Source organism: Moraxella catarrhalis, assembly GCF_001656295.1.
In the GTDB taxonomy this organism is placed as follows: Bacteria; Pseudomonadota; Gammaproteobacteria; order Pseudomonadales; family Moraxellaceae; genus Moraxella; species Moraxella veridica.
The window spans coordinates 1-23,759 of record NZ_LXHE01000009.1 but is presented as its reverse complement, the minus strand read 5'-3'; the positions used below and the strand labels follow the sequence as shown (position 1 = coordinate 23,759).

At 42.2% G+C, this 23,759-nt stretch carries 26 protein-coding genes, 1 tRNA gene and 1 pseudogene; 16 read left to right on the top strand and 12 right to left on the bottom strand.

What is annotated here, in order from left to right; genetic code table 11:
- Positions 1-40: 40 nt before the first annotated feature.
- The 3 genes from AO382_RS04640 to AO382_RS04630 form a co-directional block, all read right to left on the bottom strand.
- On the bottom strand, positions 41-817 hold the full coding sequence (locus tag AO382_RS04640; RefSeq protein ID WP_064618580.1) for a lysophospholipid acyltransferase family protein: 777 nt from the start codon (positions 815-817) through the stop codon (positions 41-43).
- Between the two features lie 179 nt (positions 818-996).
- Entirely contained in the window at positions 997-2,901 is a 1,905-nt protein-coding gene (gene ftsH, locus AO382_RS04635; RefSeq protein WP_201030216.1) for an ATP-dependent zinc metalloprotease FtsH, read from the bottom strand.
- A gap of 111 nt (positions 2,902-3,012) precedes the next feature.
- Positions 3,013-3,645, bottom strand: a complete 633-nt coding sequence (locus AO382_RS04630) for an RlmE family RNA methyltransferase (RefSeq protein ID WP_064601865.1) — start codon at positions 3,643-3,645, stop codon at positions 3,013-3,015.
- A gap of 140 nt (positions 3,646-3,785) precedes the next feature.
- Between AO382_RS04630 and AO382_RS04625 the strand changes: the two genes are divergently transcribed.
- The 3 genes from AO382_RS04625 to AO382_RS04615 all read left to right on the top strand — a co-directional run bounded on the left by AO382_RS04625 (position 3,786) and on the right by AO382_RS04615 (position 5,396).
- A complete protein-coding gene (locus tag AO382_RS04625) occupies positions 3,786-4,103 on the top strand; it encodes a YhbY family RNA-binding protein (RefSeq protein ID WP_064618578.1) in 318 nt (105 codons plus the stop codon).
- Between the two features lie 75 nt (positions 4,104-4,178).
- On the top strand, positions 4,179-4,772 hold the full coding sequence (locus AO382_RS04620; RefSeq protein ID WP_227513626.1) for a hypothetical protein: 594 nt from the start codon (positions 4,179-4,181) through the stop codon (positions 4,770-4,772).
- Between the two features lie 138 nt (positions 4,773-4,910).
- A complete protein-coding gene (locus AO382_RS04615; RefSeq protein WP_064618576.1) occupies positions 4,911-5,396 on the top strand; it encodes a hypothetical protein in 486 nt (161 codons plus the stop codon).
- 88 nt (positions 5,397-5,484) lie between these two features.
- On the opposite strand, the gene AO382_RS04610 is transcribed toward AO382_RS04615, so the two are convergent.
- A complete protein-coding gene (locus tag AO382_RS04610; protein WP_064611265.1) occupies positions 5,485-6,162 on the bottom strand; it encodes a CHAP domain-containing protein in 678 nt (225 codons plus the stop codon).
- Between the two features lie 277 nt (positions 6,163-6,439).
- Between AO382_RS04610 and AO382_RS04605 the strand changes: the two genes are divergently transcribed.
- Entirely contained in the window at positions 6,440-6,988 is a 549-nt protein-coding gene (locus AO382_RS04605; RefSeq protein WP_064618574.1) for a DciA family protein, read from the top strand.
- 376 nt (positions 6,989-7,364) lie between these two features.
- Here AO382_RS04605 and lpxC read toward each other — a convergent pair whose 3' ends face one another.
- Together lpxC and efp are read right to left on the bottom strand one after the other, a co-directional pair.
- Positions 7,365-8,270 carry a UDP-3-O-acyl-N-acetylglucosamine deacetylase gene (lpxC, locus tag AO382_RS04600; RefSeq protein WP_064618568.1) on the bottom strand — a complete coding sequence of 302 codons (906 nt, stop codon included), beginning with the start codon at positions 8,268-8,270 and terminating at the stop codon, positions 7,365-7,367.
- A gap of 264 nt (positions 8,271-8,534) precedes the next feature.
- Positions 8,535-9,110 (bottom strand): elongation factor P, encoded by a 576-nt coding sequence (gene efp / locus AO382_RS04595; RefSeq protein ID WP_003659052.1) that lies wholly within the window; start codon positions 9,108-9,110, stop codon positions 8,535-8,537.
- Between the two features lie 129 nt (positions 9,111-9,239).
- Between efp and epmB the strand changes: the two genes are divergently transcribed.
- The 6 genes from epmB to fic all read left to right on the top strand — a co-directional run bounded on the left by epmB (position 9,240) and on the right by fic (position 13,112).
- Positions 9,240-10,280, top strand: coding sequence for an EF-P beta-lysylation protein EpmB (epmB, locus tag AO382_RS04590; protein ID WP_064618567.1), 1,041 nt, complete (start codon positions 9,240-9,242; stop codon positions 10,278-10,280).
- Positions 10,281-10,341: 61 nt separating this feature from the next.
- Positions 10,342-10,418, top strand: a tRNA-Val gene (locus tag AO382_RS04585).
- A gap of 111 nt (positions 10,419-10,529) precedes the next feature.
- Entirely contained in the window at positions 10,530-11,006 is a 477-nt protein-coding gene (locus AO382_RS04580) for an Arm DNA-binding domain-containing protein (protein WP_064618566.1), read from the top strand.
- Positions 11,007-11,310: 304 nt separating this feature from the next.
- Entirely contained in the window at positions 11,311-11,547 is a 237-nt protein-coding gene (locus tag AO382_RS04575) for an antitoxin (RefSeq protein WP_064611256.1), read from the top strand.
- Entirely contained in the window at positions 11,544-11,921 is a 378-nt protein-coding gene (locus AO382_RS04570) for a type II toxin-antitoxin system VapC family toxin (RefSeq protein WP_081261367.1), read from the top strand. Before AO382_RS04575 ends, AO382_RS04570 begins: the two co-directional genes overlap by 4 nt.
- A 117-nt stretch (positions 11,922-12,038) precedes the next feature.
- Positions 12,039-13,112, top strand: a complete 1,074-nt coding sequence (gene fic, locus AO382_RS04565; RefSeq protein WP_064618564.1) for a protein adenylyltransferase Fic — start codon at positions 12,039-12,041, stop codon at positions 13,110-13,112.
- A gap of 390 nt (positions 13,113-13,502) precedes the next feature.
- On the opposite strand, the gene AO382_RS04560 is transcribed toward fic, so the two are convergent.
- The 5 genes from AO382_RS04560 to AO382_RS04540 all read right to left on the bottom strand — a co-directional run bounded on the left by AO382_RS04560 (position 13,503) and on the right by AO382_RS04540 (position 16,629).
- Entirely contained in the window at positions 13,503-13,946 is a 444-nt protein-coding gene (locus AO382_RS04560) for a YbjQ family protein (protein ID WP_081261366.1), read from the bottom strand.
- 6 nt (positions 13,947-13,952) lie between these two features.
- Positions 13,953-14,315, bottom strand: a complete 363-nt coding sequence (locus tag AO382_RS04555) for a YbjQ family protein (RefSeq protein WP_064618634.1) — start codon at positions 14,313-14,315, stop codon at positions 13,953-13,955.
- Between the two features lie 109 nt (positions 14,316-14,424).
- Positions 14,425-14,946 (bottom strand): YecA family protein, encoded by a 522-nt coding sequence (locus tag AO382_RS04550; RefSeq protein WP_064618562.1) that lies wholly within the window; start codon positions 14,944-14,946, stop codon positions 14,425-14,427.
- A 104-nt stretch (positions 14,947-15,050) separates the two neighbouring features.
- A complete protein-coding gene (locus AO382_RS04545; RefSeq protein WP_064618560.1) occupies positions 15,051-15,278 on the bottom strand; it encodes a PA3496 family putative envelope integrity protein in 228 nt (75 codons plus the stop codon).
- A gap of 94 nt (positions 15,279-15,372) precedes the next feature.
- The gene (locus AO382_RS04540) at positions 15,373-16,629 is read right to left on the bottom strand and encodes a hypothetical protein (protein WP_064618558.1); all 1,257 of its coding nucleotides are present in this window, start codon (positions 16,627-16,629) and stop codon (positions 15,373-15,375) included.
- A gap of 272 nt (positions 16,630-16,901) precedes the next feature.
- On the opposite strand from AO382_RS04540, the gene serB reads away from it, so the two are divergent.
- The 5 genes from serB (at position 16,902) to hemJ (ending at position 22,321) form a co-directional block, all read left to right on the top strand.
- Entirely contained in the window at positions 16,902-18,017 is a 1,116-nt protein-coding gene (gene serB, locus AO382_RS04535; protein WP_064618556.1) for a phosphoserine phosphatase SerB, read from the top strand.
- 58 nt (positions 18,018-18,075) lie between these two features.
- Entirely contained in the window at positions 18,076-18,564 is a 489-nt protein-coding gene (locus AO382_RS04530) for a hypothetical protein (RefSeq protein WP_064618555.1), read from the top strand.
- Between the two features lie 114 nt (positions 18,565-18,678).
- A complete protein-coding gene (bioB, locus tag AO382_RS04525; RefSeq protein WP_064607179.1) occupies positions 18,679-19,719 on the top strand; it encodes a biotin synthase BioB in 1,041 nt (346 codons plus the stop codon).
- Between the two features lie 107 nt (positions 19,720-19,826).
- Entirely contained in the window at positions 19,827-21,776 is a 1,950-nt protein-coding gene (locus tag AO382_RS04520; protein WP_064618552.1) for an autotransporter domain-containing protein, read from the top strand.
- A 119-nt stretch (positions 21,777-21,895) separates the two neighbouring features.
- Positions 21,896-22,321, top strand: coding sequence for a protoporphyrinogen oxidase HemJ (hemJ, locus tag AO382_RS04515; RefSeq protein WP_064618550.1), 426 nt, complete (start codon positions 21,896-21,898; stop codon positions 22,319-22,321).
- An 8-nt stretch (positions 22,322-22,329) separates the two neighbouring features.
- Here hemJ and truC read toward each other — a convergent pair whose 3' ends face one another.
- Positions 22,330-23,064, bottom strand: coding sequence for a tRNA pseudouridine(65) synthase TruC (gene truC, locus AO382_RS04510; RefSeq protein WP_064618549.1), 735 nt, complete (start codon positions 23,062-23,064; stop codon positions 22,330-22,332).
- A gap of 185 nt (positions 23,065-23,249) precedes the next feature.
- Here truC and AO382_RS04505 point away from each other — a divergent pair.
- Positions 23,250-23,759, top strand: a pseudogene (locus AO382_RS04505) (IS5 family transposase); the annotation flags it as partial.

Here is a 23,759-nt window from a genome sequence, read left to right as displayed (position 1 = left end):
AGCCCCAATGGTCATCATTGGGGCTTTTTTTATTGATGGATTAAGCTGTCAGTACACGCTCATGTAGGTCTTTGAGACCTCTTTGCATCACTGCTTGCAAAACTTCGGTCAATTCGCGCTGATCTCGACCCTCGGGATAAATGGGCTCAAGCGGCAACACATACGCAGTAATCCCTCGGGCATCTGCCACCGACTTTAAGCTTTGTACCATGGTTCGCTCACCGTAATAAGCGGCTTTATCAGACAGTTTACCCTCTTTATCCACATATGCAATCACCATCGGACAGATTGGTAAGTCGGTGTCTATCGCAGCTTTTAACAATTTACCGTATATTTTCTTAATCTGCTTACCGTCTGTCGTTGTCGCTTCGGGAAAAAAGACGACCGATGATCCTTCACTCAAAAACTCTGCAATTTGATCACTCACCGAGCCCACATCCCCTGAGCCGCGCTGAATAAACAATGTTCCGCCCGCTTTTGCCAAACGTCCAAAAATTGGCCATTCGCCAATTTCAGCCTTAGATAAGAAAAAAACAGGCGCAACGCTGCCGACGACAGGAATGTCTAGCCAAGAGACGTGATTGCTAACCCAAAGCCCGTGCCTTTGTGGAACTGGCTCAACTTGAACGACGTTTACACCAAATGAATTCGCCATCTTTCGACAAAATTTTTGCACATAAGGCGTCAATCGATTGCGTGGTACATCGGAACGATATGCCTTTGCTTCATAAACCATCTGAAAACCATTCAATAAAGTATTTGTTAATCCAAATGCGGCTTTAGTACGATGATATTGATTGCTAATGAAATTTGACATAAATAAACTCAATGCATTTCTTTGCCATACAGACTAAACCCAAACACAAAAAAAATCAAGTGCTTTGGTGAACATTTATAAACTAAGTTCAAAATAAAAAATGTGTATAAAAAATCTCCAAAGCAGACACTTTGGAGATTTTTCTATGATTTAATCAGACATGCTTGATAAGGTACTAATCACGCTGGCAATGGCGGCGGCAAAGCATCGTCATCAGCAGGCTCTTCGGCTACCACAGGTGTCTGCACGATGTGCTGATAATTCTTAGGCTCACGCGGCGCCTCACCTGCCATGATTTGTAAGAGCTGCTCACGATCAATGGTTTCCCATTTCATCAACGCCTCAACCATAGCATGCATTTTGTCATGATTTTCGTCAATGAGCTGATAAGCAACACCATACTGAGCTTCTAAGATATGACGAATCTCGTCATCGACTTTTTGCTGTGTTGCCTCTGAGATCGTGCGGGTGCTGCCGCCAAAATAACCGCCATGCTCTTCGGCTTCGTAGACCATCACCCCCAATTCATCCGACATGCCATAGCGAGTTACCATAGCACGCGCCAATTTGGTAGCACGTTCAAAGTCATTAGATGCACCAGTTGATTTGCGGTTTACAAAAATCTCTTCAGCAATTCGTCCGCCAAACAAAATAGAAATTTCATTGAGCATTTTGTCTTTATAATTGCTGATCGCATCTTGTTCAGGCAGCTGCCAAGTCACACCCAAAGCCCAACCACGCGGCATGATGGTAACTTTGTGCACAGGATCCGTACCTGGCAGCAGCTCTGCCACCAACGCATGTCCTGCTTCATGATATGCTGTCGCACGGCGTTCTTCTTCACGAAGTACCATTGATTTACGCTCAGGACCCATAAACAGCTTATCTTTGGCATCTTCAAAGTCATTCATATCAACGCTGTCTTTATTGCGGCGGGCAGCAAATAAGGCGGCTTCATTGACTAAATTGGCAAGCTGAGCACCGCTAAATCCAGGCGTGCCTCGTGCCAAGGCATTGACATCCACGCCGATGGTCGCAGGGAGTTTTTTGAGGTGCACCATCAAAATTTGCTCACGACCTTTGATGTCGGGCAAGCCAACTGAGACTTGACGGTCAAAACGACCAGGGCGTAGCAACGCCTTATCTAAAACATCAACACGGTTTGTGGCAGCAATGACAATCACGCCATCATTACCCTCAAAACCGTCCATTTCTACCAGCAGTTGGTTTAGGGTTTGTTCACGCTCATCATGACCACCGCCCATGCCTGAACCACGATGACGCCCCACGGCATCAATTTCATCAATAAAGATGATGCAAGGTGCATTTTTTTTGGCTTGCTCAAACATATCACGCACACGAGATGCACCAACACCCACAAACATCTCAACAAAATCTGAACCTGAAATACTAAAAAACGGTACTTTGGCTTCACCTGCGATTGCCTTGGCTAGCAAAGTTTTACCCGTCCCTGGAGGACCAACCATTAAAACACCACGAGGAATGGTTGCACCCAACTTGGTAAATTTGCTTGGATCTCTTAAGAAATCAACAATCTCAGCAACCTCCTGCTTGGATTCTTCGACGCCAGCCACATCAGCAAAAGTTACCTTTACTTGATCTTCTGACAGCATTTTGGCTTTGGATTTACCAAAACTCATTGGGTTACGACCACCCATGCCGCCGCCAGCACCGCCGCCGCTCATACCTCGCATGATCAGCCAAAACAAACCGACAATTAAGAGAATTGGGAATGCTGCCATCAGAAGCTGCATGCCAACGCCTTGGCGTTCAGGTAGCGTACCTTGAACTTCAACATTGTGCTCACGCAGTAGCGGCATCAATTCATTGTCAGTAATTTCAGGGCGTACTGTCTCAAATTCAGAGCCATTGACCTTAGTACCGGTAATCTCTTCGCCACTGATTTTTACATCTTTAATTTCGCCTTGTGACACTGCGGTCACAAATGCCGAATAATTCATCGTATCGGCATCAGCTTTACCGCTATCAAGATTGCTAAAAATCACAACCACGATACCGATGATCGCCAGCCACAATAAGGTATTCTTCACCATGTCGCTCAAACTTTTCTCATCCTTAGCTTATGGATATTGGGGAGCAATCCCCCCAATGCTGATTAATTATATATAATATATTGATGAATTTATCTATTTCAAGTAAACTCTATGATTGATTTATTTAATCGCCACCCAAAACATCTCTTTTGAGCGTGGGCGAGAGGCAGCAGGCTTAATGCTTTTAATTTTGCTAAATTGCTTTTGCATCTGAGCACGCAGCTCTTGAGAGCCCTCACCCTGAAACACCTTCATGATCAACGCACCGCCTTCTGGGAGCACTTTGAGCGCAAAATCCACCGCAAGTTCGCACAAATACATCATGCGAGGCTGATCCACCGCAGCCATACCAGAGGTATTTGGTGCCATATCCGATAATACCACATCCACAGCACGCCCACCAACTTCGTTCATAATTTGGTTAAAAACAGCTTCTTCACGAAAATCACCTTGAATAAAAGTGACATTTTCAAGGGTATCCATTGGCAAAATATCTGATGCAATCAGTGTACCTGCATCACCAACAAGCTGACCTGCCACTTGTGACCAGCTGCCTGGTGCTGAACCCAAGTCCACGACCGTCATACCTTTTTTAATCAGACCTGTTTTTTCATTAATTTCAAGAAGCTTATAAGCAGCTCGGGCTCGATAACCTTCTTTTTGAGCTTTTTGCACATAAAAATCATCAATGTGCTCTTTCATCCAAGCACGGCTTGACTTCGACAGTTTTTTGTTTTTAATTCGGGTTGCCATGAATTTTAAATTGCACCTAATCAATAAGTCTAATCCAATCAATTAGTTTACCATTAATGAGAACAAATTTGGTGAAATTCTGCTATAATAGCGTAATTATTTATCACTGCCATCTATCTTTTGGCAATTTTGGAACGCTTATGAATAAAAAAGCAAAACCACAAGACATCAAAGCCCTGCGTGGCATTGGTCATCAGCTGAGCCCGATTGTGACGATCGGTGGTAATGGCATCACACCAAATCTGGTCGAGGAAGTGTCGCGTGCGCTTCATGACCATGAATTGATTAAGATTAAAATCCCTGCTGGTACAGCCGATGAACGCAAGGACTGTGCGGCTGCCATCGCGGAGGCGACCGAGTCTGAGGTCATCCACCATATTGGGCGTATGGTACTACTTCTGCGCGCCAATCCTGAGCCAAACCCTAAGCTGTCCAATTTGGTGCGATTCGGATTTTAAGCGAATCGATGAGCTGCAATACATTACATCAGGCTATGGAGGCTGTCGCGCAGCTTTCGCCTGATGATTTTTTTTGTGTATGAATTACTGCCTATCACTGATAGCAGCACTTGTGATCGTGATATTGTTCGTTCGGGCGACGCTTTCACTCCGCCCAAGATATACGCTCACATTGCTCAGGATCGTGATGGTATTAACATCAGTTTTTTTATTGAGAAAACCACGCACACCCAAGAGATTTTTGATAAACACATCAAAAGTACCTCAATACAGCGCGCTGATTATTTGTGGTTGTCTGATTGTTTTGAGTGTTTCTTGGCAAACAAAAAGTCTGCAGAATATATTGAAATAAATTTTGCTCCCGATGGGCGTTATAACATCTACCGATTTGACAGCTATCGCGCGCCCGATCAGATGCCTCCTATCTCAGACACTGGGCACGCTCTATCCATGCGTCAAATAACTGCACTGGATGATGGTTATGTTTTAGCATTTCATATTCATCATCACAATCAGGCGCTTAGATTGAGTCAATATCAATTTAATTTAACTGCCATTTTATATCCAACCATCTTATATCCAACCATCCACTCAACGCCCTTAACCATTTATTATGCCGTTAAGCACGCAAGCCCGCCTGATTTTCATGACCGAACATATTGGTTGTAAACGCATTTATCTTAGCCATTATTAATATTAAGCATATTTATTACTATTTTAAGCTTTACCTGCCTATCCATAAAATCATTTTAAAATAAAAAATATATGCTATGATAAGCATATCTTAGCGATCATTTAGGATGAATTATGAAAAAGGTACTTAAAAAGACAGCTTTTTTATTAGCGCTCGCGCCACTTGCCATCACATACGGGCATGCTAATCCATCAGACAACCAAAGCAAAATCGCCATCGCCAAAAAAGTCATCAGTAATTTAGATCAACGAATTCCAACCATCTTAAGGCACGCCGATAACGATTTTTCCACCATCGCCAACTATGCCGACTTCGTTGCCAAAAGAGATAACTATATTTCATGCGCGTCTTGGGATAGGATCGGCGGTCAAGATTATGTCCAAAGCCGCATTAATCGTTCGGCAAATTACACCCTGCTAAAAAACGGTCAGGTAAGAGCACGGTTTAATGTAGGTGTACAGGGCGGTAAACCAGTAGAAATTGTTGATTTTGCATTTATCAAACAAAATGGTCGTTATGTCATTTCCGATATCATTGTGGATGACACATCATTCATTCAAGCAACGATCGAATGCTTACAAGAGTCTGACTATATTTAATTCACTCAGACAATTTGGACTCTTTTAAACAAAAAAAACTAAGCCCAGTTTAACTTAACTGGGCTTTTATCATGTCTAAACGTACAGTTTACTGTTCGTTCAAAGCAAGCATAGTACCTGTATTTGCAGACGCATCATTATAACGAGCGTCACGCCATACACTGTAGCCGTTATGCTGGCTATATGGGCTGAATTTTGGCTGACGGAAATCTGATACCCACTGGCTGCCGTCATAAATTTGGATATGACCATGCGGATTTTTTGAAGTGCGGTTGAAAACAGCAATATCACCAACTTGTGGGACGTAGTTATCATTGCTGATTTTTACAAAGCCTGCGCTTGCCAATGTACCGTTTGCATATTGATAAGCAGATGGCTGCGGTGTGAATTCATAACCTGCAGATTGTAATGCTTTACGCACATACAACGCACACCGCCCCACCGACCGACCCAGTGCCGCACGCGATGCCACAGCAGCAGCGACACTTGGAGCGCTGCTTGCTGTCAAGCGTTCAACCGCCGAAACTGGCGACTGAAAATTAGCGCTAAAGTTTTGGATGGTGGTTGTACTGGTGGGCTGATGATAAGTACGAACTTGAGCGTTTTGACTGCTTGCTATCAAGCCATTAATGACGCTGTCAATATCGTCTGGAATACTAGCCACATAAGGGGTTTGGGTAGAGCTATTTGAATACGCACTTTGTGCCGCACTTGATTGTGCAACGGTCAGACCGACGGCTGACAGCAGCCAAAATACTCGTTTCATTTAGATTCCTCACACCTCAAAAGCTTGCTTTGGCATTGCTATCACAGACAGCGCTCATCCTATGGGTTGGTTGGTGGATGATTAGCCCCATTGCATCACTTCATCGGCGTACATTTGATTGGTTTTGATTAAAGCTTGTGGCACACAGCGCACATCCTTGGTACACTAGAAAAATAGTAATCTCGATAAGGCTGAAATTACCATTTTCTCAAAAGGCGTGATACACTTGCTCTGCGGACACCATGTCCATAGATCTTTTTATCATTTTAGGTGAGCCATGTCTGATCATACAAAAACCACGCCAATCAATGATTTGGTCGCCAAAGTTCGCAAACCCAATCATCTTGCAAGCCGTGTCGAAAAACAAGCGGCTGCCGGCGCTGCTATTCCAAAACATTTGTTGTATCGATATCGTCATCTACAACACCACACACAGCTCGTTCGTCAAGCATGGGCAGGTGTATTGCCCAACGACATACTTCAGACCTGTCAAGTGGTTAATGTCTCGCCGGTGGAGATAACTCTAGCAATGAGCTCGCCAACCGCTGCCAATCACGCACGATATATGATGGAAAATTGTGTTCAAGCTTTACGTGCTTATGATCAGCGTTTTTGCCAGTTACAATCAATCAAGCTGATCATCTCATCAAAGACAACTTCGCCAAAATTGGTGCAATCAGACGCTCGCCCAGATGATTCAAAAAAGATCCTAAGCGAAAACACAAGACAAATGATAACACAGACAGCACAATTTGTCACACAAAATGAACGGCTAAATCAAGCTTTAACGCAGCTTGCAAGCTCAAATAACGATCAAAAAAAATAATTTTATTAATTAAATTTAAACAGTTTATCTGAGTAAATTTTGTATGAACTCAGGGCGTGAATCGTAATAAAACACATATTTTTGTAATTTTTTGTAATTTTAAATGAATAACTTTAGTTAGGTGGCAGGTTTTAACCGATAAAATTTTGGTGACGTATGATGATTAAGACTCATATTGATTCGCCGCCATCATCAATCCCATCATAAGATTTATTTTCCCACCCCAAAAAAATGCACCCAATCAGTCGTTTTTGATTAGGTGCAATGACGAGGCTAAGATCGACACTATGCAAAAACTAAAATATGTCTGTTACCTTACAAATACTTTGCCAAAAAATTAAATGCTTTAGTTTTTGCTCATTAACTTACACTTTGGCTAAACAGCTTCGACATAATCAATCGGGTAAGATTCTTTGTCATAAAATGTTACAATTTCATAGCAACTTTTATCAGCTAGTACCGCTCGGATGAGCGCATTGTTGAGTGCGTGCCCCGATTTATAAGCAGAAAACTTGGCAAGCAAAGGATGCCCAATCACGAATAAATCACCCACAGCATCTAACATTTTATGGCGCACAAACTCATTGGGATAGCGTAAGCCATCTTGATTGACCACAGAATCTTCATCAAGTACGACAGCATTATCTAAGCTACCACCCAGTGCCAAATTATTTTTTTGAAGATATTCGATGTCTTTTAGAAAGCCAAAAGTACGCGCCTGCCCCACTTCTACGGCAAAATTCGCGGTATTAAAATCAAGCTGTGTTGTTTGTTCAGTAGCGGCGATGGCAGCATGGTTAAAATCAATCTCAAAATCAAGCAAAAAACCCTCATCATAAGGCTCAAGGCGTGCCCATTTGTCACCATCATTGACTTCGATCGGTGAGATAATTTTAATGAATTTTTTAGGCTTATCTTGCTCGACGATGCCTGCTTGATCAATCAAATACAAAAAAGGTGCCGCTGAACCATCCATGATCGGAATCTCTGGCGCATCAACTTGAATGATTAAATTATCCAGCCCATAAGCTGCAATGGCTGACAACAAATGCTCAACTGTACCAATTCTGACATCGCCCAAAACCAGATTAGATGACATCATGGTATCCTGTACAAGCTCAGCTGCCATCGGAACCGCTGCGCCCAAATCGGTGCGCTCAAAGACGACGCCTGTATCAGGCTCGGCTGGCGCCAAAGTGAGCGTCACTTTTTGGCCGCTGTGTAGTCCGATACCTGTTGCTGTGATCGCTTTGGCTACCGTTCTTTGGTAGAGTTTTGTCATAATTATTCTCGTTATAAATTTTCAGTCAAAACTGACAAAAAGTATTTCAAAATGTGTCATGGTAGTTTAACATTATGCAAGTTTTTTGTCATCTGTTGTTATGAGTAGATTATCAATCATTCTGTTTAATTTATCTGATGATTTGTAAGCTGTGTCAAATTTTAGTGATGATAGATAATACAAAAGCAGCAAAGATTCAAACTTAAAACCATTCAAATAAAAAAGCAGTGCTCAAAAGAACACTGCTTTTCATAGGGCGATCTATCAGGCGGTGACACGCGTTTGATATTCACCAGTACGCGTATCTACACGCACCACTTCATTTTGTTGAACAAATAAAGGTACACGCACCGTCGCCCCTGTTTCAAGGCGTGCTGGCTTACCGCCGCCACCTGAAGTATCACCGCGGACGCCTGGATCGGTTTCAACGATTTCAAGCTCGACAAAGTTTGGTGGCGTAACTGACAGTGGCGCACCATTAAACAGCGTCAAAGTACACAAAGCATTTGAATTTTCTTTTAGCCACTGCGCTGCATCGCCCATTGCGGTTTTATCTGCTTGCAATTGCTCAAAAGTCTCAGGGTGCATAAAATGCCAAAATTCGCCATCGTTATACAGATAGTTCATTTCCACATCCACCACATCAGCACCTTCAAGTGAATCGCCTGACTTAAAAGTCTGCTCAAGCACTTTGCCCGTGCGTAGGTTGCGCAGCTTAACGCGGTTGAAAGCTTGACCTTTACCTGGTTTTACATATTCATTTTCAAGGATGGAACATGGGTTACCATCCAACATCACCTTCAAACCTGCTTTAAAATCGTTTGTAGAAAAACTTGCCATTATTTACCTGCCAGTTGTCAATCGGAGCGTCGCTCAGTTAAAATTCAAATCGTTATTTAAAAAATGCGCTATAATGCGGCGCAACACTTCATTATATAAAGTTTTAGTAATTTTTGTCAAAACAAAACCATGATTTCTACAAAAAAAATTTATCACTCTGCATCATCTGATGACTTTCAAGATTGGCAAGCTGAGCTATCAGGAGCGGTCAGCGATCTAGACACTTTATTTGACTTGCTTGATTTGCCAAAACAGGCTCAGATACATACCCCCAAACAATTTGGCTTACGAGTGCCACACGCCTTTATCAAAAAAATGAAAAAAGGCGATATCAATGACCCGCTACTTCGTCAAGTCCTACCCGATACCAAAGAAACGTGGACGATCGGTGGCTACAGCACCGACCCTTTGGATGAAAATAATCATAATCCCATCAAGGGCTTATTGCATAAATATCAATCTCGTGTGCTGCTGACCGTCACAGGTGCGTGTGCGGTGCATTGCCGCTATTGTTTTCGTCAGCATTTTGATTATCATGCTAATCAGCCAAGCACGCACGAGATGGATGCGGTCATGGATTACATCACCAAGCATACGGAAGTTGATGAAGTGATTTTAAGCGGCGGTGATCCTTTGAGCCTAAGCAACAAGCGGCTTAAGCTTTGGCTAGATAAGATTGGCGATATCGCTCATATTCGCACGGTGCGACTTCACACTCGCCTGCCGGTGGTGCTGCCCAATCGTGTGGATGATGAGCTGATTACGCTGATCCGCCACTATCAAAAAAATATCGTGATCGTGCTCCACATCAATCATCCCAATGAAATTGACGAGCAGCTGATCGCCAAATCAAAACAGCTCAAAGATGCCGGCGTAACTTTATTAAATCAAAGCGTGCTACTTGCCGATATTAATGATGACATTCATACTTTGAGTAAGCTTAGCCAAGATCTGTTTGGTGCCGGGATTTTGCCCTACTACCTGCACATCCTTGATAGAGTGCAAGGTGCGGCACACTTTGACATCGCTATTAGTGACGCCATTCAGCTATATTGGCAGCTGCTTGAAGTCTTGCCGGGTTATTTAGTGCCTAAATTGGTTCAGGAGCTGCCAAACCGCCCATTTAAGACGCCGATTGATATTTATCAGCATTCAAATGAGAAAAATTAAATTAATGATAAAAAATGCTTGCAATCTATAAAAAATTTGGTAAAATAGCGTCCTATTACACAGGCGTATAGCTCAGTTGGTTAGAGCACCACCTTGACATGGTGGGGGTCGATGGTTCGAGTCCGTTTACGCCTACCAAATATTAGTTTAAGGGTGTCCATTTCAGTGGGACACCCTTTTATTTTCAATGCTTTAAGCCTTTTTTCTTGTCCTACATAGTCCTATGCAATCCCTTTAAATCCGAATAAAATGTTGGTATCATTGTTGGTATCGTTTTTTATCGATACTCAAATAAAGAAACTTAAGCCATCTAACAAATGCACACATGGCAAAGTAGATAAATACACGGATGGAAACGGCTTACAATTATGGGTAAGACATACAGGCGTCAAGTCTTGGGTGATTGCCTATCGTTGGCATGGTAAACAGCAAAGCATGACGCTTGGCACATATCCAAGTATCAGCCTACAACAGGCACGCTTGCACGCCCTAACCATCAAAGAGAAAATCAAACAAGGCATTGATCCAAAGCACACCAAGCCATCAACGGTGCTATTTGGTGATGTGGCTAATGACTATCACGCTAAACGAGATCCAAACAATCCAGCCAATGCAGGCAGGCACACCGTCACCATTGGCACATACAATAGAGATTATAGATCGTATATTAACGACATAGCCCCAAAGATTGCACATATCGCCATAAAAATAAATATAAAACCCTAAAAAAGGGGAAAGTGGGAAAGTAACCCACGCAAAGCCTTTAATAACAATGCTTTTCAAGCTTTCCCCCTGCTAGGAAAGTAAGGGAAAGTAGGGGAAAGTAGGGAAAGTTAGCCCAACACCTTTTAAAATCCGCTACATTTTGACAGGTTGATTTGTGGATTAGATCGTTTTAGATTGACAAAATCTAAATTAGACAACGACAATCTAACGCCATCTAATGCCTTTGGGCAGCCCTTTGACCTTGTTATGCTTGATAAAATCCCTTATAATGTAACTACAAATAATCATTACTTAGGGGATCATCATGCCAACCATACACACCAAGCCGATCATGGCGGGTAATTCTCAAGCGGTAAGATTGCCCAAAGAGTTTGCCTATCCTGCCAACACCCCATTAATTCTTAGTAAAGAAAATGGCGTGATCACTATTAGACCAGTCACCACCTTAGGTGAAGTGCCACAGATTTTTAAAGCCTTGGGCGATAAGATGGGTGATGAATTTGAACGCATGGATTTAGATGATGTGGAGCGTGACTGGTGAAATATCTGCTTGATACCAATATTTGTATTTATCTTTTAAAACACCAACCAAAAAGCGTGCTAGATCGTTTTGCCAGTTGTCATGTGGGAGAAGTTGCCATTAGTGCGATCACATGGGCGGAGCTATTAAGGGGCTTGGATAAGTACGAGCCAAAAGCAGAGTTTGAGCGTTTGCGTGGCTTACTTCAGGTACTGCCGTTTGATGAAAAATCTGCCGTATGTTTTGGTGAATATATGAAAACCGCCAACCACAAAGCTAGTTTTGACACGCTGATTGCTTGCCATGCCAAAGCTCACCAATTAACCCTAGTAACCAACAATACCAAAGATTTTGAGCGGTATGGGGTGAGCTTGGAGAATTGGACACAGGCGTGATTATAATATTAAAAAAAACCAATTTTCTTAACATTTAATTGGTGCAATGTTAAATGATTTAACATAGGTATGGTATAATGTTAGAAAAATCCAATTTTCTTAACATGGACTAGAACAATGACCTTTGACGCAGAAAAACCATTTAATGATCTGCCACGCCTGCCACCTACCAAAGATATAGAAACACGCACCATCTTAAAAATGTGCGTCGAAGCACGGGCAAGCCTAGCAGGACTAAAGCAAGCAGGTGAACTAATCCCAAACCAAACCATGCTAATCAATGCCATTCCCATGCTAGAAGCCAAAGGCAGTAGTGAAATAGAAAACATTGTTACTACCACGGATAAGCTATTTCAGCACGCATTTGATGACGATCATGCAGATAATGCCACCAAAGAAGCGTTAAGATACCGAACAGCGCTTTATGATGGCATACAAGCAATTAAGGATAGACCCTTGTCAAGTCAAACCGCCTTACAAATCTGCCAAACAATTAAAGGCGTATCGCTTGGCGTAAGAAAAACCACAGGCACAAAGCTACAAAATAGCCTAGGACAAACCATTTACACGCCACCAGATGATCCCATAGCCATTAATGAACTTTTGGCGAATTGGGATAATTTCTTACACGCTGATGATGATTTAGATCCATTGGTTAAAATGGCAATCGCTCATTATCAATTTGAAGCCATTCATCCATTTTTTGATGGGAATGGACGCACAGGGCGGATTATCAATATTTTATATTTGATAGATAAAGGGTTATTAGATCTTCCGATATTCTATCTTAGTCGCTATATCATTAACCATAAAGCGGGCTATTATGATGCGCTTTTAACTGTCACTACAAAAGGCGATTGGGAAACATGGCTAGTATATATGCTAAATGCCATCAAAGATACCAGCGATTGGACAACCGCCAAGATATTAAGCATTAAGCAACTACACCAAGATACAGGCGAAACCATCAAGGCAGAAGCGCCAAAGATTTATAGCCGTGATTTATTGGATGCTATCTTTGAAATGCCATATTGCCGTATTGCTAATTTGGTACAAAAAGGACTTGGCGCACGCCAAACGGTGAGTAATTATTTAAAAAAGTTATGTGATATTGGTGTGCTTGAGATGGTGACAGTTGGTAATGAAAAGATTTTTATCAATCCTAAATTAATGGATTTATTAAAAACATAAAACAGTTTTAGCAGGCTAGGAGTAGCTACCGAACAGCGGTTATTTTTGCACCTTAGACCGCCACGCCTGCTATCTTTTATTTGGTAAGGTATGAGAGATGGGACTTTTAGATAAAATCAAAAAGCCATTAGATGATTATATTGCAGTCAGTCACTTTATTAAAAAATTGTCAGGAATTAATAATTTCCCAGTTTTTGATGTTATCACCTACCTTAATCATTATGATTTTGTGGGGAAAATAAACGCTTTTTATATAGATATGGATTTCAAAATCATTCCTTTTCATAGTGTAGATTATCAGAATTTAGAGTCTAAATTGAATAAATTGCAAGCGGAGTGTCTTTTTACTGATTTTGTTTGGGCTTCACCAATACAAACTGAGCCTAGGCATTATTTGACTGCCACACCGTACGCCAACACCTCAACGCCCCCTTCTACCTCAGTCATCTCAAATCTTAAACCGTACAATGCCCGGCAGCCTGCATCATCCGCCTGACGCTTAGCGCGCACCACTGCTTCTCGGCGAGCACGATCAAGCAGCGTCTCATAGACAGTTAAATTTTTGCCAAATAAGCTTAAAATCGACGCCGCGACGCTTTTGAACTGATCTTGAGCGATTACCACACTGCCAACCACTAAGGCTGACTCATTGACGCCTTCGGGCTCATAAAACCGCTCACTAGAGACTTGAATGTGCTGATATTTGTGTTCATCTGCCGTTAGGCTTTCTAAATGGCGACGCTCAGCACGTGTGCCAAAATACCAACCAACCACAATCAAAACAAGCCCAATAATCCAATCAAAGCGCTGCATCAAAAACTCTTCAAGGCTCATAAACACTCACCCTGCCGGCAACTCATCTGAGCTTTGCCCAAAAGGATTAAACTTCTTTTGTACCTTGACCGCCGTACCATAAACAAAAAGTTCTGATGCCCCCGCGGCGATATTTGATGTTGAAAAACGAATACCGACAATCGCATCAGCGCCCAATGCTTGGGCTTTGGTAATCATACGATTCATTGCTTCTTGGCGTGCTTCTTCAAGAAGCTCTGTATAAGCGGTCAGCTCACCACCAACGATGTTTTTTAGCCCTGCCAAAAAATCTTTGCCCACATGTTTACTACGCACAGTGCTGCCGTAAACCACATCCAATCTTTCGGTAATGATATGGTTAGGCAGGTGTTCTAAATTTGATAATTGCATGATCATTCTCTGTGTTAGCTTAGATTTATCATAGTAATTTCATCATCTTAAGATAATAAAACAGGGCAAAGACAGCTGTCCTCACCCTGTCTAACTGATCCAAGAGTCCTCAGTCATCAGTATGAAATAATAAAAACAGCTCTGTGATATTATCTTCAAGTGCATTTGCCATTTGGGCTAGGGTTTCATCATCACGCATTTTATCCATTTCTTCATCAATGCCTGATAATAACACCATCGGTAAAGTTAGCATCGCCACATCTTCTTCGGTCGCTGCATCATCAAACCAATCCACATTTTCATCCGAATACATCGCATCAACAAAACCAATTGCCCATGCTGCCAAGTCGCCATCTTCGCTAAAATCTTCCGCCTCTTCACTGGCATCAAAGGGCAACTCGATGGGTTGCTCTGATTTTAGGGTGTCGATCAGCTCTTGTTGCCATGCCTTTAAAGCTTCTTTCACCTCATCTGGCACTTGTGCATCCGCACCTTCAAAAAATGCTGATATCCAATTAGGCAGTGGCTTGCCCACCACAGTCGCTGTCAAAAATCCATGGGCTGCGATTGGATCTAAGCCCATTTCGTTAGCTGATGATTCTAAATACTCAAACAATTCTTGTCTATTCATAACAAACTCATTACTATTGTGGGTCAAATATTGTCGCCCAAAGGTGATTATGACAGCTTAATTTTATATCCAAAACAATCATTAGATTTTAAAAACTTTAGATGTTAAAAATCGTCATCCAGATCGTCAAACTCATCATCCAGATCATCAAATTCAGCAAAATCATCGCCATCTTCTAAGGCGCGCTTTAACTTATTTAGACGCTGCTCTTCAAGCAAAGCATCAATTTTTAGGCGTTTTTCAAGGGGTTTTGCCTTACCTTCATCAACCAAAATGGCATCAGCATCTTCATCAAAATTGTCATCATCAAAATCATCATTAATATCACTCATAATGACTCCCAGTGTGTTGAAATTTGTATGTGACCCGACGCTTTATAAAAATCAGGTCTTTACTGTAGCCTTATAAAGCCAATTGAATATTTTGTCAAGCATTATCATCACCAAGCAGCGTTTTATCTCGTGCAATTTTTAGTCGATCAGCGGTGGCACTCGTCATTCCAACAACTTCTCGACCATCTCGTTCATGTACCGTACTTGGGTGCGTGATGGCGGCTAAAGTCATATACATGGCGGCTTGATTACGCCCAGCCTCTGCAAAAATAATCAGTGATTTTTCTTTGCGGATGGCTAAGATGGATTTGGCAACATCTGACAATTCTGAATCACTGGTAACGGTTTTGATGGGCAAGGCAAAGCGTTTTAGTTCACGGTGCTTTTGATATACTACTTCATTGACCATCAATAAAAGCTGAGAAAGTAGTGCCGCCGCTGCCGCTGTTTTGGCATGATCATCCGTGGCATAAAGTGTCACTGATGCTCCTTGCTCGGTGAATGGGTTTTGGTCAATCATTGCCACGCCTGCAAATAAAGGCAACTCAAGCAGTGCATGACACGCTCTTTCAAACAACTGATCACATAAAGCAAAATATGCATCTTTAGACTCAATGCTGACCGTTGTCAATAAGCTGTACGGATCTTGGAACTGAACTTGAACGGTATAAGCAGCAGCAAGCTCAAGCTTGGTATGATTTGGATCACTTTGGTTTTCGGTTGATATTGATGCGGTTATCTCGTCATCAGATACCACATCGTTATCTTCAGTTGATTGAATGTGTGTCGCAGGTTCGTCTGTAATTTGCTCGGACAAAATGCCTTTAGAAAGTAGCTCGGTACGCACTTCTTTGGCAATCTGGGATTTAAGCGCCTCGGTTGGACGCGCCACATAGCCATAAATCAGCCACAAGATGATATGTAGCCCAATCACGCTCAATAAAAATACCCAATTGCCTGACAAAATCTTGGCACGGCTGACTGTTTTGGCTTGTACAACCACTTTACCAAGCACCTGATCCCCTGATGTCACCACCTCTTCGGCACGATAGCCTTCTGCCATCTCTCCAAGCGGTACCAATACGCCGCCTTGGCTGTCATAAATACCCACATAAGCAATCATAGGCTCATCAACATAAGGCTCTGCAATGACGCTCATACTAACACGATCATAAGCTGCCAGTGGTGCTGCGATTTCCTGACTTAGCATCATAACACTGCGTTCAACCGCCTGTTGATTTTGTGTACTGATACCTCGCTCGGCACTGATGACAAAAAATAATAAATGCAAAACCAAGCTCGCCAAAACGATTGCCGCAAAAATACCCTGTCTGGGTGCTAAGTATGTCATGAGAGTTGCCAAATCATAAAAATTAAATCCTAGTATTATAGCATTAATTATTTCAATAGCTATGGGCTTGACAGGATTTTATCAGCTTATCAATGAAAATTTGAGCAATATCATCGTGGCTATCTCAGTATTTTTTAAAAATTAAAAAATCAGTTTGATGGATTAAAGCCATCTTGCACCTAGAAAATTCGCTTTAAGTCTTTTAAAATGCCTGATTAACTGCTAATATGTAAAATTCTATTCAATCATAATAGCTGCCCCAAAGGTTTGATATGTCTTTTACTTATGCTCTGCCCAAAAATAGCCAAGCATGGCAAACCGCCTTAAATACCGTTGCTCATCATTTACCAAATGAGGTGATTGGTTATGATTTTACCGCCAATGACATCACAGCAAAACTATCACAACTGCCTTTATTTGCTATCATTGTGGTGACACCATCGAGCCAAGAAGCTGATATTGATACTCTGATGCAAAACTGGGTAGATACCGAAGCTCATTGGCAACTGTCTGTTGTTGAAGATGATGATATTGCCAAGGCTCACGCACATCTGATCAGTATCGATTACCCATTAGCCAAAGTGAACATTCATCGTTATTTATTAGCACCAAAGCATGATATGGGTCAAATCAGCAAAACTGTGGCGGCACATATCATTGATGACCAAATCACCAGTTATTTATCAAATATTATTCATGCCGATGTCCATATTTTATCAGCAGACAAGATGCTCACACGCCATCGCTTGGCATGTTTTGATATGGATTCAACACTCATTGAAGAAGAGGTGATTGTTGAATTGGCAAAATTTTGTGGTGTCGAAGAGCAAGTTTCTATCATCACCGAACAAGCCATGCGTGGTGAGATTGATTTTGCCACAAGTTTTGCCCGCCGTGTGGCACTTTTAGAGGGCATACCTTTAGATAGCATTGATGAGATTATCGCCAAACACATTCACATTCAGCCAGGTGCTGTTGCTGCCATGCGTGCGCTTCAGGCCATTGGCTATCATACAGTACTCATTTCAGGTGGGTTTGAACCCTTTGCCAAACACATCAGCCAAGTTCTTGGTATGGATGAATATTATGCAAACCCTTTACTTCATGATGGCAACGCCTTAACAGGCATGGTAGATGATAATATTTTAGATGGTCATCAAAAAGCCATTATCGTCAAAAAAGTGGCTGAACGCTTAGGTTTGCCCATGCAACAAGTCATCTGCATTGGCGATGGTGCCAATGATTTACCCATGATGGCAAATAGCGACCTTGGCATTGCCTATCATGCCAAGCCGATTGTGCAAGCCAAAGCATCGGCTGCGGTTAATATCACAGGGCTTGAAGGTGTGATTTATGCCTTAGGTCATAGGCTGGATTACCAATCTTGATTTGCGTTTTATACAATTTAATTTAATTTCATTTAATTTCAAATTTTAAGGAAATATCATGTTTACCCTGCCTATCATTCATGTAAAAACTGACCCTTTAGATGCATTATTGGCAATCATGGGTTTGCGATTACAAAACCTTGCCAAATCACGCAATAATGAAGCATTCAACCAGCTTATCAAGGATAAATCATTGTGCATTCAATTTACCGCACCCAATGTTGAGCGTTATTTTCGCTTTGAGCAAGGATATTTTGGACAGGCTTTAGGTAAAGCTGATCATCCTGATTTGACGATTGACTTTAAAGATTCGCTAACAGGTGCAAAATTATTCACCAAAGGCGATGTTGCGGCATTAATGACTGCCATTCAAGATGGTGATGTTAAAATCACGGGTGATTACAAGTTGGTGCTTTGGCTTGCAGGTATTGGTAAGCAAGCCGCCAGTATTCCCAAAGAATATCAAGGATATATTGACGCCATTAAGCCATACGCCAAACACACCAAAGGTTTTTTTGACGGCATCAAGCAAAAAATGACCAAATAATTGACTTAAAAAACCATCAGCGTTAAAGTTGCGTGAGAAATGCCCATGAAATGCGGTTGCTATTTGGCAAATTTTTGAGTACAATTGTTTACCAAATTTAAGCGAGATTGATTAATGAAGATACTTATTTCAAAGGAAGAAATCGCACGCTTATTCGAGCTACCTTTGATGGATTTGCTGATGCAAGCACAAACGGTACACCGTGAGCATTTCAACGCCAATGAAGTACAAATTAGTACGCTATTATCTATCAAAACAGGTAATTGCCCTGAAGACTGTGGCTATTGCTCCCAATCGGGTCATTATCGGGATAAAACGGGTCTGACCGCCGAAAAGCGTTTAGAAATCAAAAAAGTGCTTGCCGCTGCTCGCCGTGCCAAATCACAAGGTTCATCACGCTTTTGTATGGGTGCAGCTTGGAAACATCCCAGCGAAAAAGACATGCCTTATTTGGTGGATTTAATCAGTGAAGTTAAGGCCATGGGGCTTGAGACTTGCATGACTTTGGGCATGCTAAAGCCCGAACAAGCCAAAACTTTGGCAGATGCAGGCCTTGATTATTATAACCACAATCTTGACACCTCTCGCAATTACTATGATACGGTAACAAGCACACGCACTTATGATGAACGGTTGGCAACCATTAGCCATGTGCGTGATGCAGGCATTAATGTTTGTTCAGGATCGATTGTTGGTATGGGTGAGAGTCGTGAAGACCGCATTGATTGGGTGTATGAGCTGACCCAAATGCCTGTTCCACCGCAGTCCATTCCTGTGAATTTGCTTGTGCCAATTGCTGGTACGCCACTTGGTGATAAAGTCATTGCCGAAGGTCGATTATCAATCATTGAATGGATTCGTACCATTGCGGTAACTCGTATCTGTTGCCCAACAAGCTATGTCCGCCTATCTGCTGGGCGTGAAAGTTTGAGTGATGGTGAACAAGCATTGGCATTTATGGCAGGTGCAAACTCATTTTTTTATGGTGACAAATTACTAACCACAGGCAATCAGTCCACATCACACGATGACCGCCTGATGGCTGAGCTTGGGTTAACGCCCTCTAAACCTACCCCAAAGCCCAAAATTATTGACGCTATGAGCGGTGCAGTAATGACTACCGAGATGCCCCACAATTGCCCGCTGTCAGCATAACTTTAATGCTTTATCTTTAAAATAACCAAAGCATAAACAATAGCAATAAATATCACCATGCTTGATTGTGGTGGATTTTATTTAATGTAGCCAATAAGGAAACCGTGATGATTCATCATCTTTCTCCCAAAATGACTGATGCCAAAAGTGTTCATACTAAAAATATCGCCCAAAGAACGCTCAAAGCGGTGGCTCATACATACCGCCCTTTATCAATGGCGATTGCACTGATGGGCTTAAGCAGCATCGCCACCGCCCAAAAATTTAGCCAAACAGTATTTTTTGGGGATAGCCTAACTGACACAGGACGCTTGGCACAGATTGGCAAAAACAGTCTGGCGGCTTCTGTTTTTAATCAAGCCCAACCATCTTTTACGACCAATACCGATCCAGTTTGGTCAAGCGTATTGGCAAAATCTTATGGACATACCGCCGATGCCAATGATGGGACAACCTTAACTGGTACAAACTATGCCGTTGGTGGTGCAAGAACCAAAGAAGATGTGGTCAAAAATGCACCTGTTCCTTTTTTCACCATTCCTTTATTTACCATCCCATCAGCACAAACCCAAATCAATCGCCACCTGACCTTAAATAATCATCAAGCCGATCCCAAAGCATTGTATACTGTTTGGACAGGTGCCAATGATTTGTTTGAAGCAGCCAAAGCACCAACCCAGTTGCAAGCAGCCGAAATCATTACCACCGCTGCCAATGACCAAGCCAACTTGGTTGGGCAGCTTGGACAAGCAGGTGCAAAACACATTTTAGTACCCAGTCTTCCTGATGTTGGCGTCACGCCAGAATACGCCCAAGATCCGACCAAATCTGCCACAGCGTCATTGTCTGCTCATATTTACAACCAAACTTTATATCAAAGTTTAAACAACCAAACCACCAATGTCATTGCTGCCAATACCTTTGCCCTACTCAAAGAAGCGGTTAGCAATCCAGCAGGATTTGGGTTTAGTAATGTGACCGAACCTGCTTGCCAAAACCTAGATGCCAATTTATCATCGTTAGCATGCAAACCAAGCGACTGGCAACAAACCGCCGCCAATGCCAATGAAACTTATGCGTTTGCTGATAAAATTCACCCTTCAGGGCGTACGCATCGCATTTTGGCTCAGTATTATCGCTCTTTGATTGATAGTCCAGTCCAAATGGGACAATTGCCCAAGCTCATCATCCAACAAGGCAAGCAAAACACCCAGCAGCTGTCGCGCCGCTTAAATGGCTTAAGCGGTGATCAGTCATCTGTATGGATTGACGGCGCTATCAGCAATCATCGGCTTGATGAGCAAAATAAATCTGATCAGCCCAATATCATGCTTGGCTTTGATATCGCCAATCAAAATCGGCATTCAGGGGCATATTTGACTTATCAAAAGCAAGATCATACGCTTAGCGATACCATCAATACCGATGTCAAACAAGTGGGTGTTGGTCTGTACCACCGTCATGACTTGGATCGTCTGCGCATTACTGGCAATATCGGACTTGATCGCTTGAGTGTAGACAGCGATCGGCGCATCGCTTGGGATGGTGAAAGCCGCAATCATCAAGCTCAGGCCACAGGTAAGCGGATTTATGCAGGACTTCAAGGCAGCTATGACTTTACCCAAGGCAATGTCACCTATCGCCCCTATCTTGGCATCCGTGCCCAAGAAGTTAAGCTCAATACGCTGATTGAAAATCAGCCTACGCTTTCAACCGCTCTAAGCTATGAGCTACCCAAGCAGCAATCCCTCCAAGGCGACATTGGTATCATGGTGGACTATGCGATGAATGACAAGGTCAGCGTTTTGGCGGGATTGGGCTATCAGCACGAATTCAAGGATGGTGATAAAACCGTTCATTCAACCATCTTATCCAATCGAAGCTATCATCACAGCTATGCCATGCCTGTGTCATTTGATCAACAAAATAGCACACACGCCCATCTGGGTGCGACGATCAAACTTGGCAAAACCAACTTAACTACTGGCATCAATGCCACGCATCAAGATGGCGATACCAATATCGGCGGCTTCGTGGGTGCACAGATGGCATTTTAAGCTTACTACCTACACAAAAAGATGATATTTCATATATCGTCTTTTTTTTATAATGGATGGTTTGGTGGTAAAATAAGCTCATCAAACATCTAACATCTAACATCTAACAAGGTAGCACCATGTTTTTATACATCAAAGCTTTTCATATCATTTCGATGGTCTGCTGGTTTGCAGGGATTTTTTATTTGCCCAGATTATTTGTCTATCATGCCATGAGCCAAGACACAACCAGTATCGAACGATTTAGCCTGATGGAGCGTAAGTTGTATCGGGGTATCATGACGCCTTCGATGATCGCCACTTGGTGCTTTGGGCTTTGGATGATTAGCCTTGCACCCAGTGTGTATTTGTCCCAAGGCTGGCTACACGCCAAGCTGTTATTGGTTATTTTACTTAGCATCTATCATTTAGCGTGTGGTAAATTTCGCCTAAAGCTGGCTCAAAACCCGCACTATAAGAGCCATGTTTATTGGCGATGGTTTAATGAAATTCCTGTTGTCATATTAATTGCAGTGGTGATTTTGGTGATTGTCAAGCCCTTTTGATATTGTTTTTAAGCCATCAAGTCCACATCAGACCATCCAAATGCTGCCATTACTTGACAAAAGTCCGCATCCAAAGGTGCAACAATACGGATCATCTCATCATGTAATGGATGACAAAACTGCAATTGATGGGCATGCAACAACAGTCTTTTGACGCCAACATGTGCAAGCACAGCACGATTTTGTACTTTATCGCCATAAGTGGTATCGCCAACAATGGGATGAAAAATATGCTTCATATGGCGACGCAACTGATGCTTTCGCCCTGTGATTGGTGTTAAGCGAACCAAAGAATACCGAGAGCTATCAAAACGCTGACACGATACAAATGGTTGCTGCGTTGTGGCAAGAACCTGATAATCGGTTATGGCAGATTTGGGTGCTTTATTGGGATTGCTAAACTTATCGGCAATTTTATCAAGGCGTGGTTTTAGTGCATAATCAATCCGCCCAGCACCAATAATACCACGCACCACCGCCAAGTAAGATTTTTGGATGTGTTGATTCTCAAACTGCTCTGTCAATGATCGCGCCATTTCACTATCTAGCGCAAAAACCAAAACACCTGAGGTCGGTCTGTCAAGCCGATGCACAGGGTAGACATGTTGATTGATCTGATCGCGCAAGATTTGCATCACAAATGTGGTTTCATGCTTATCCAGCCAAGAGCGATGCACCAACATACCAGCAGGCTTATTAATGACAATGATGCGCTCATCTTGATAAAGAATCGGTAGGGTCATAGGTCAAATCCTGGATAAAATTTTGGCAAATATACCAACTTGACCAAAAAAAGACTAGGGCGTGTTGAACATTGAAAAAGAAAATTTTGCCAAAAAAAAATAGCGAGATAGTACACTTTAAGCTCTGAACCAAAAAGAGAACTACTCGCTATGACTAAGCCCAAACTCATGCTAAATGATAAGCGCTAAATGATAAGCAATGGAAAAGACTTAAACCCATTTCACTTGAAATTGGATTGTATGACAAACCCAACTTACGAAAGACTGTAGAAGGTGTATTGTATCGAATGCAATTAGGCTTACCATGGCGAGACCTACCCAGATATTTTTAGAAACACAATACAGTTTACAAAGCCTTCAACCGTTGGTCAGCCAATAACAAGCTCATTTTACTGTTTAACAAAGTAATAAACCAACCAGACATGGAATGGGTCTTTATTGATGGTAGCCACATCAAAGCCCATCAACATAGCAGTGGAGCAAACCCTAAAGACCAAGCGATTGCTAAAAGTCATGGGGGTAATACAACTAAAATACATTTAGCCGTTGATGCTCATGGTAATCCAATGACCTTTATCATCACTGATGGCACAACCCATGACATCAAAATGGCAAAAGACTTGATAGATAAAGTTGATTTAAGCAATGTTGTCATGCTAAGTGCTGATAAAGGCTATGATTCACAGGATTTTCGT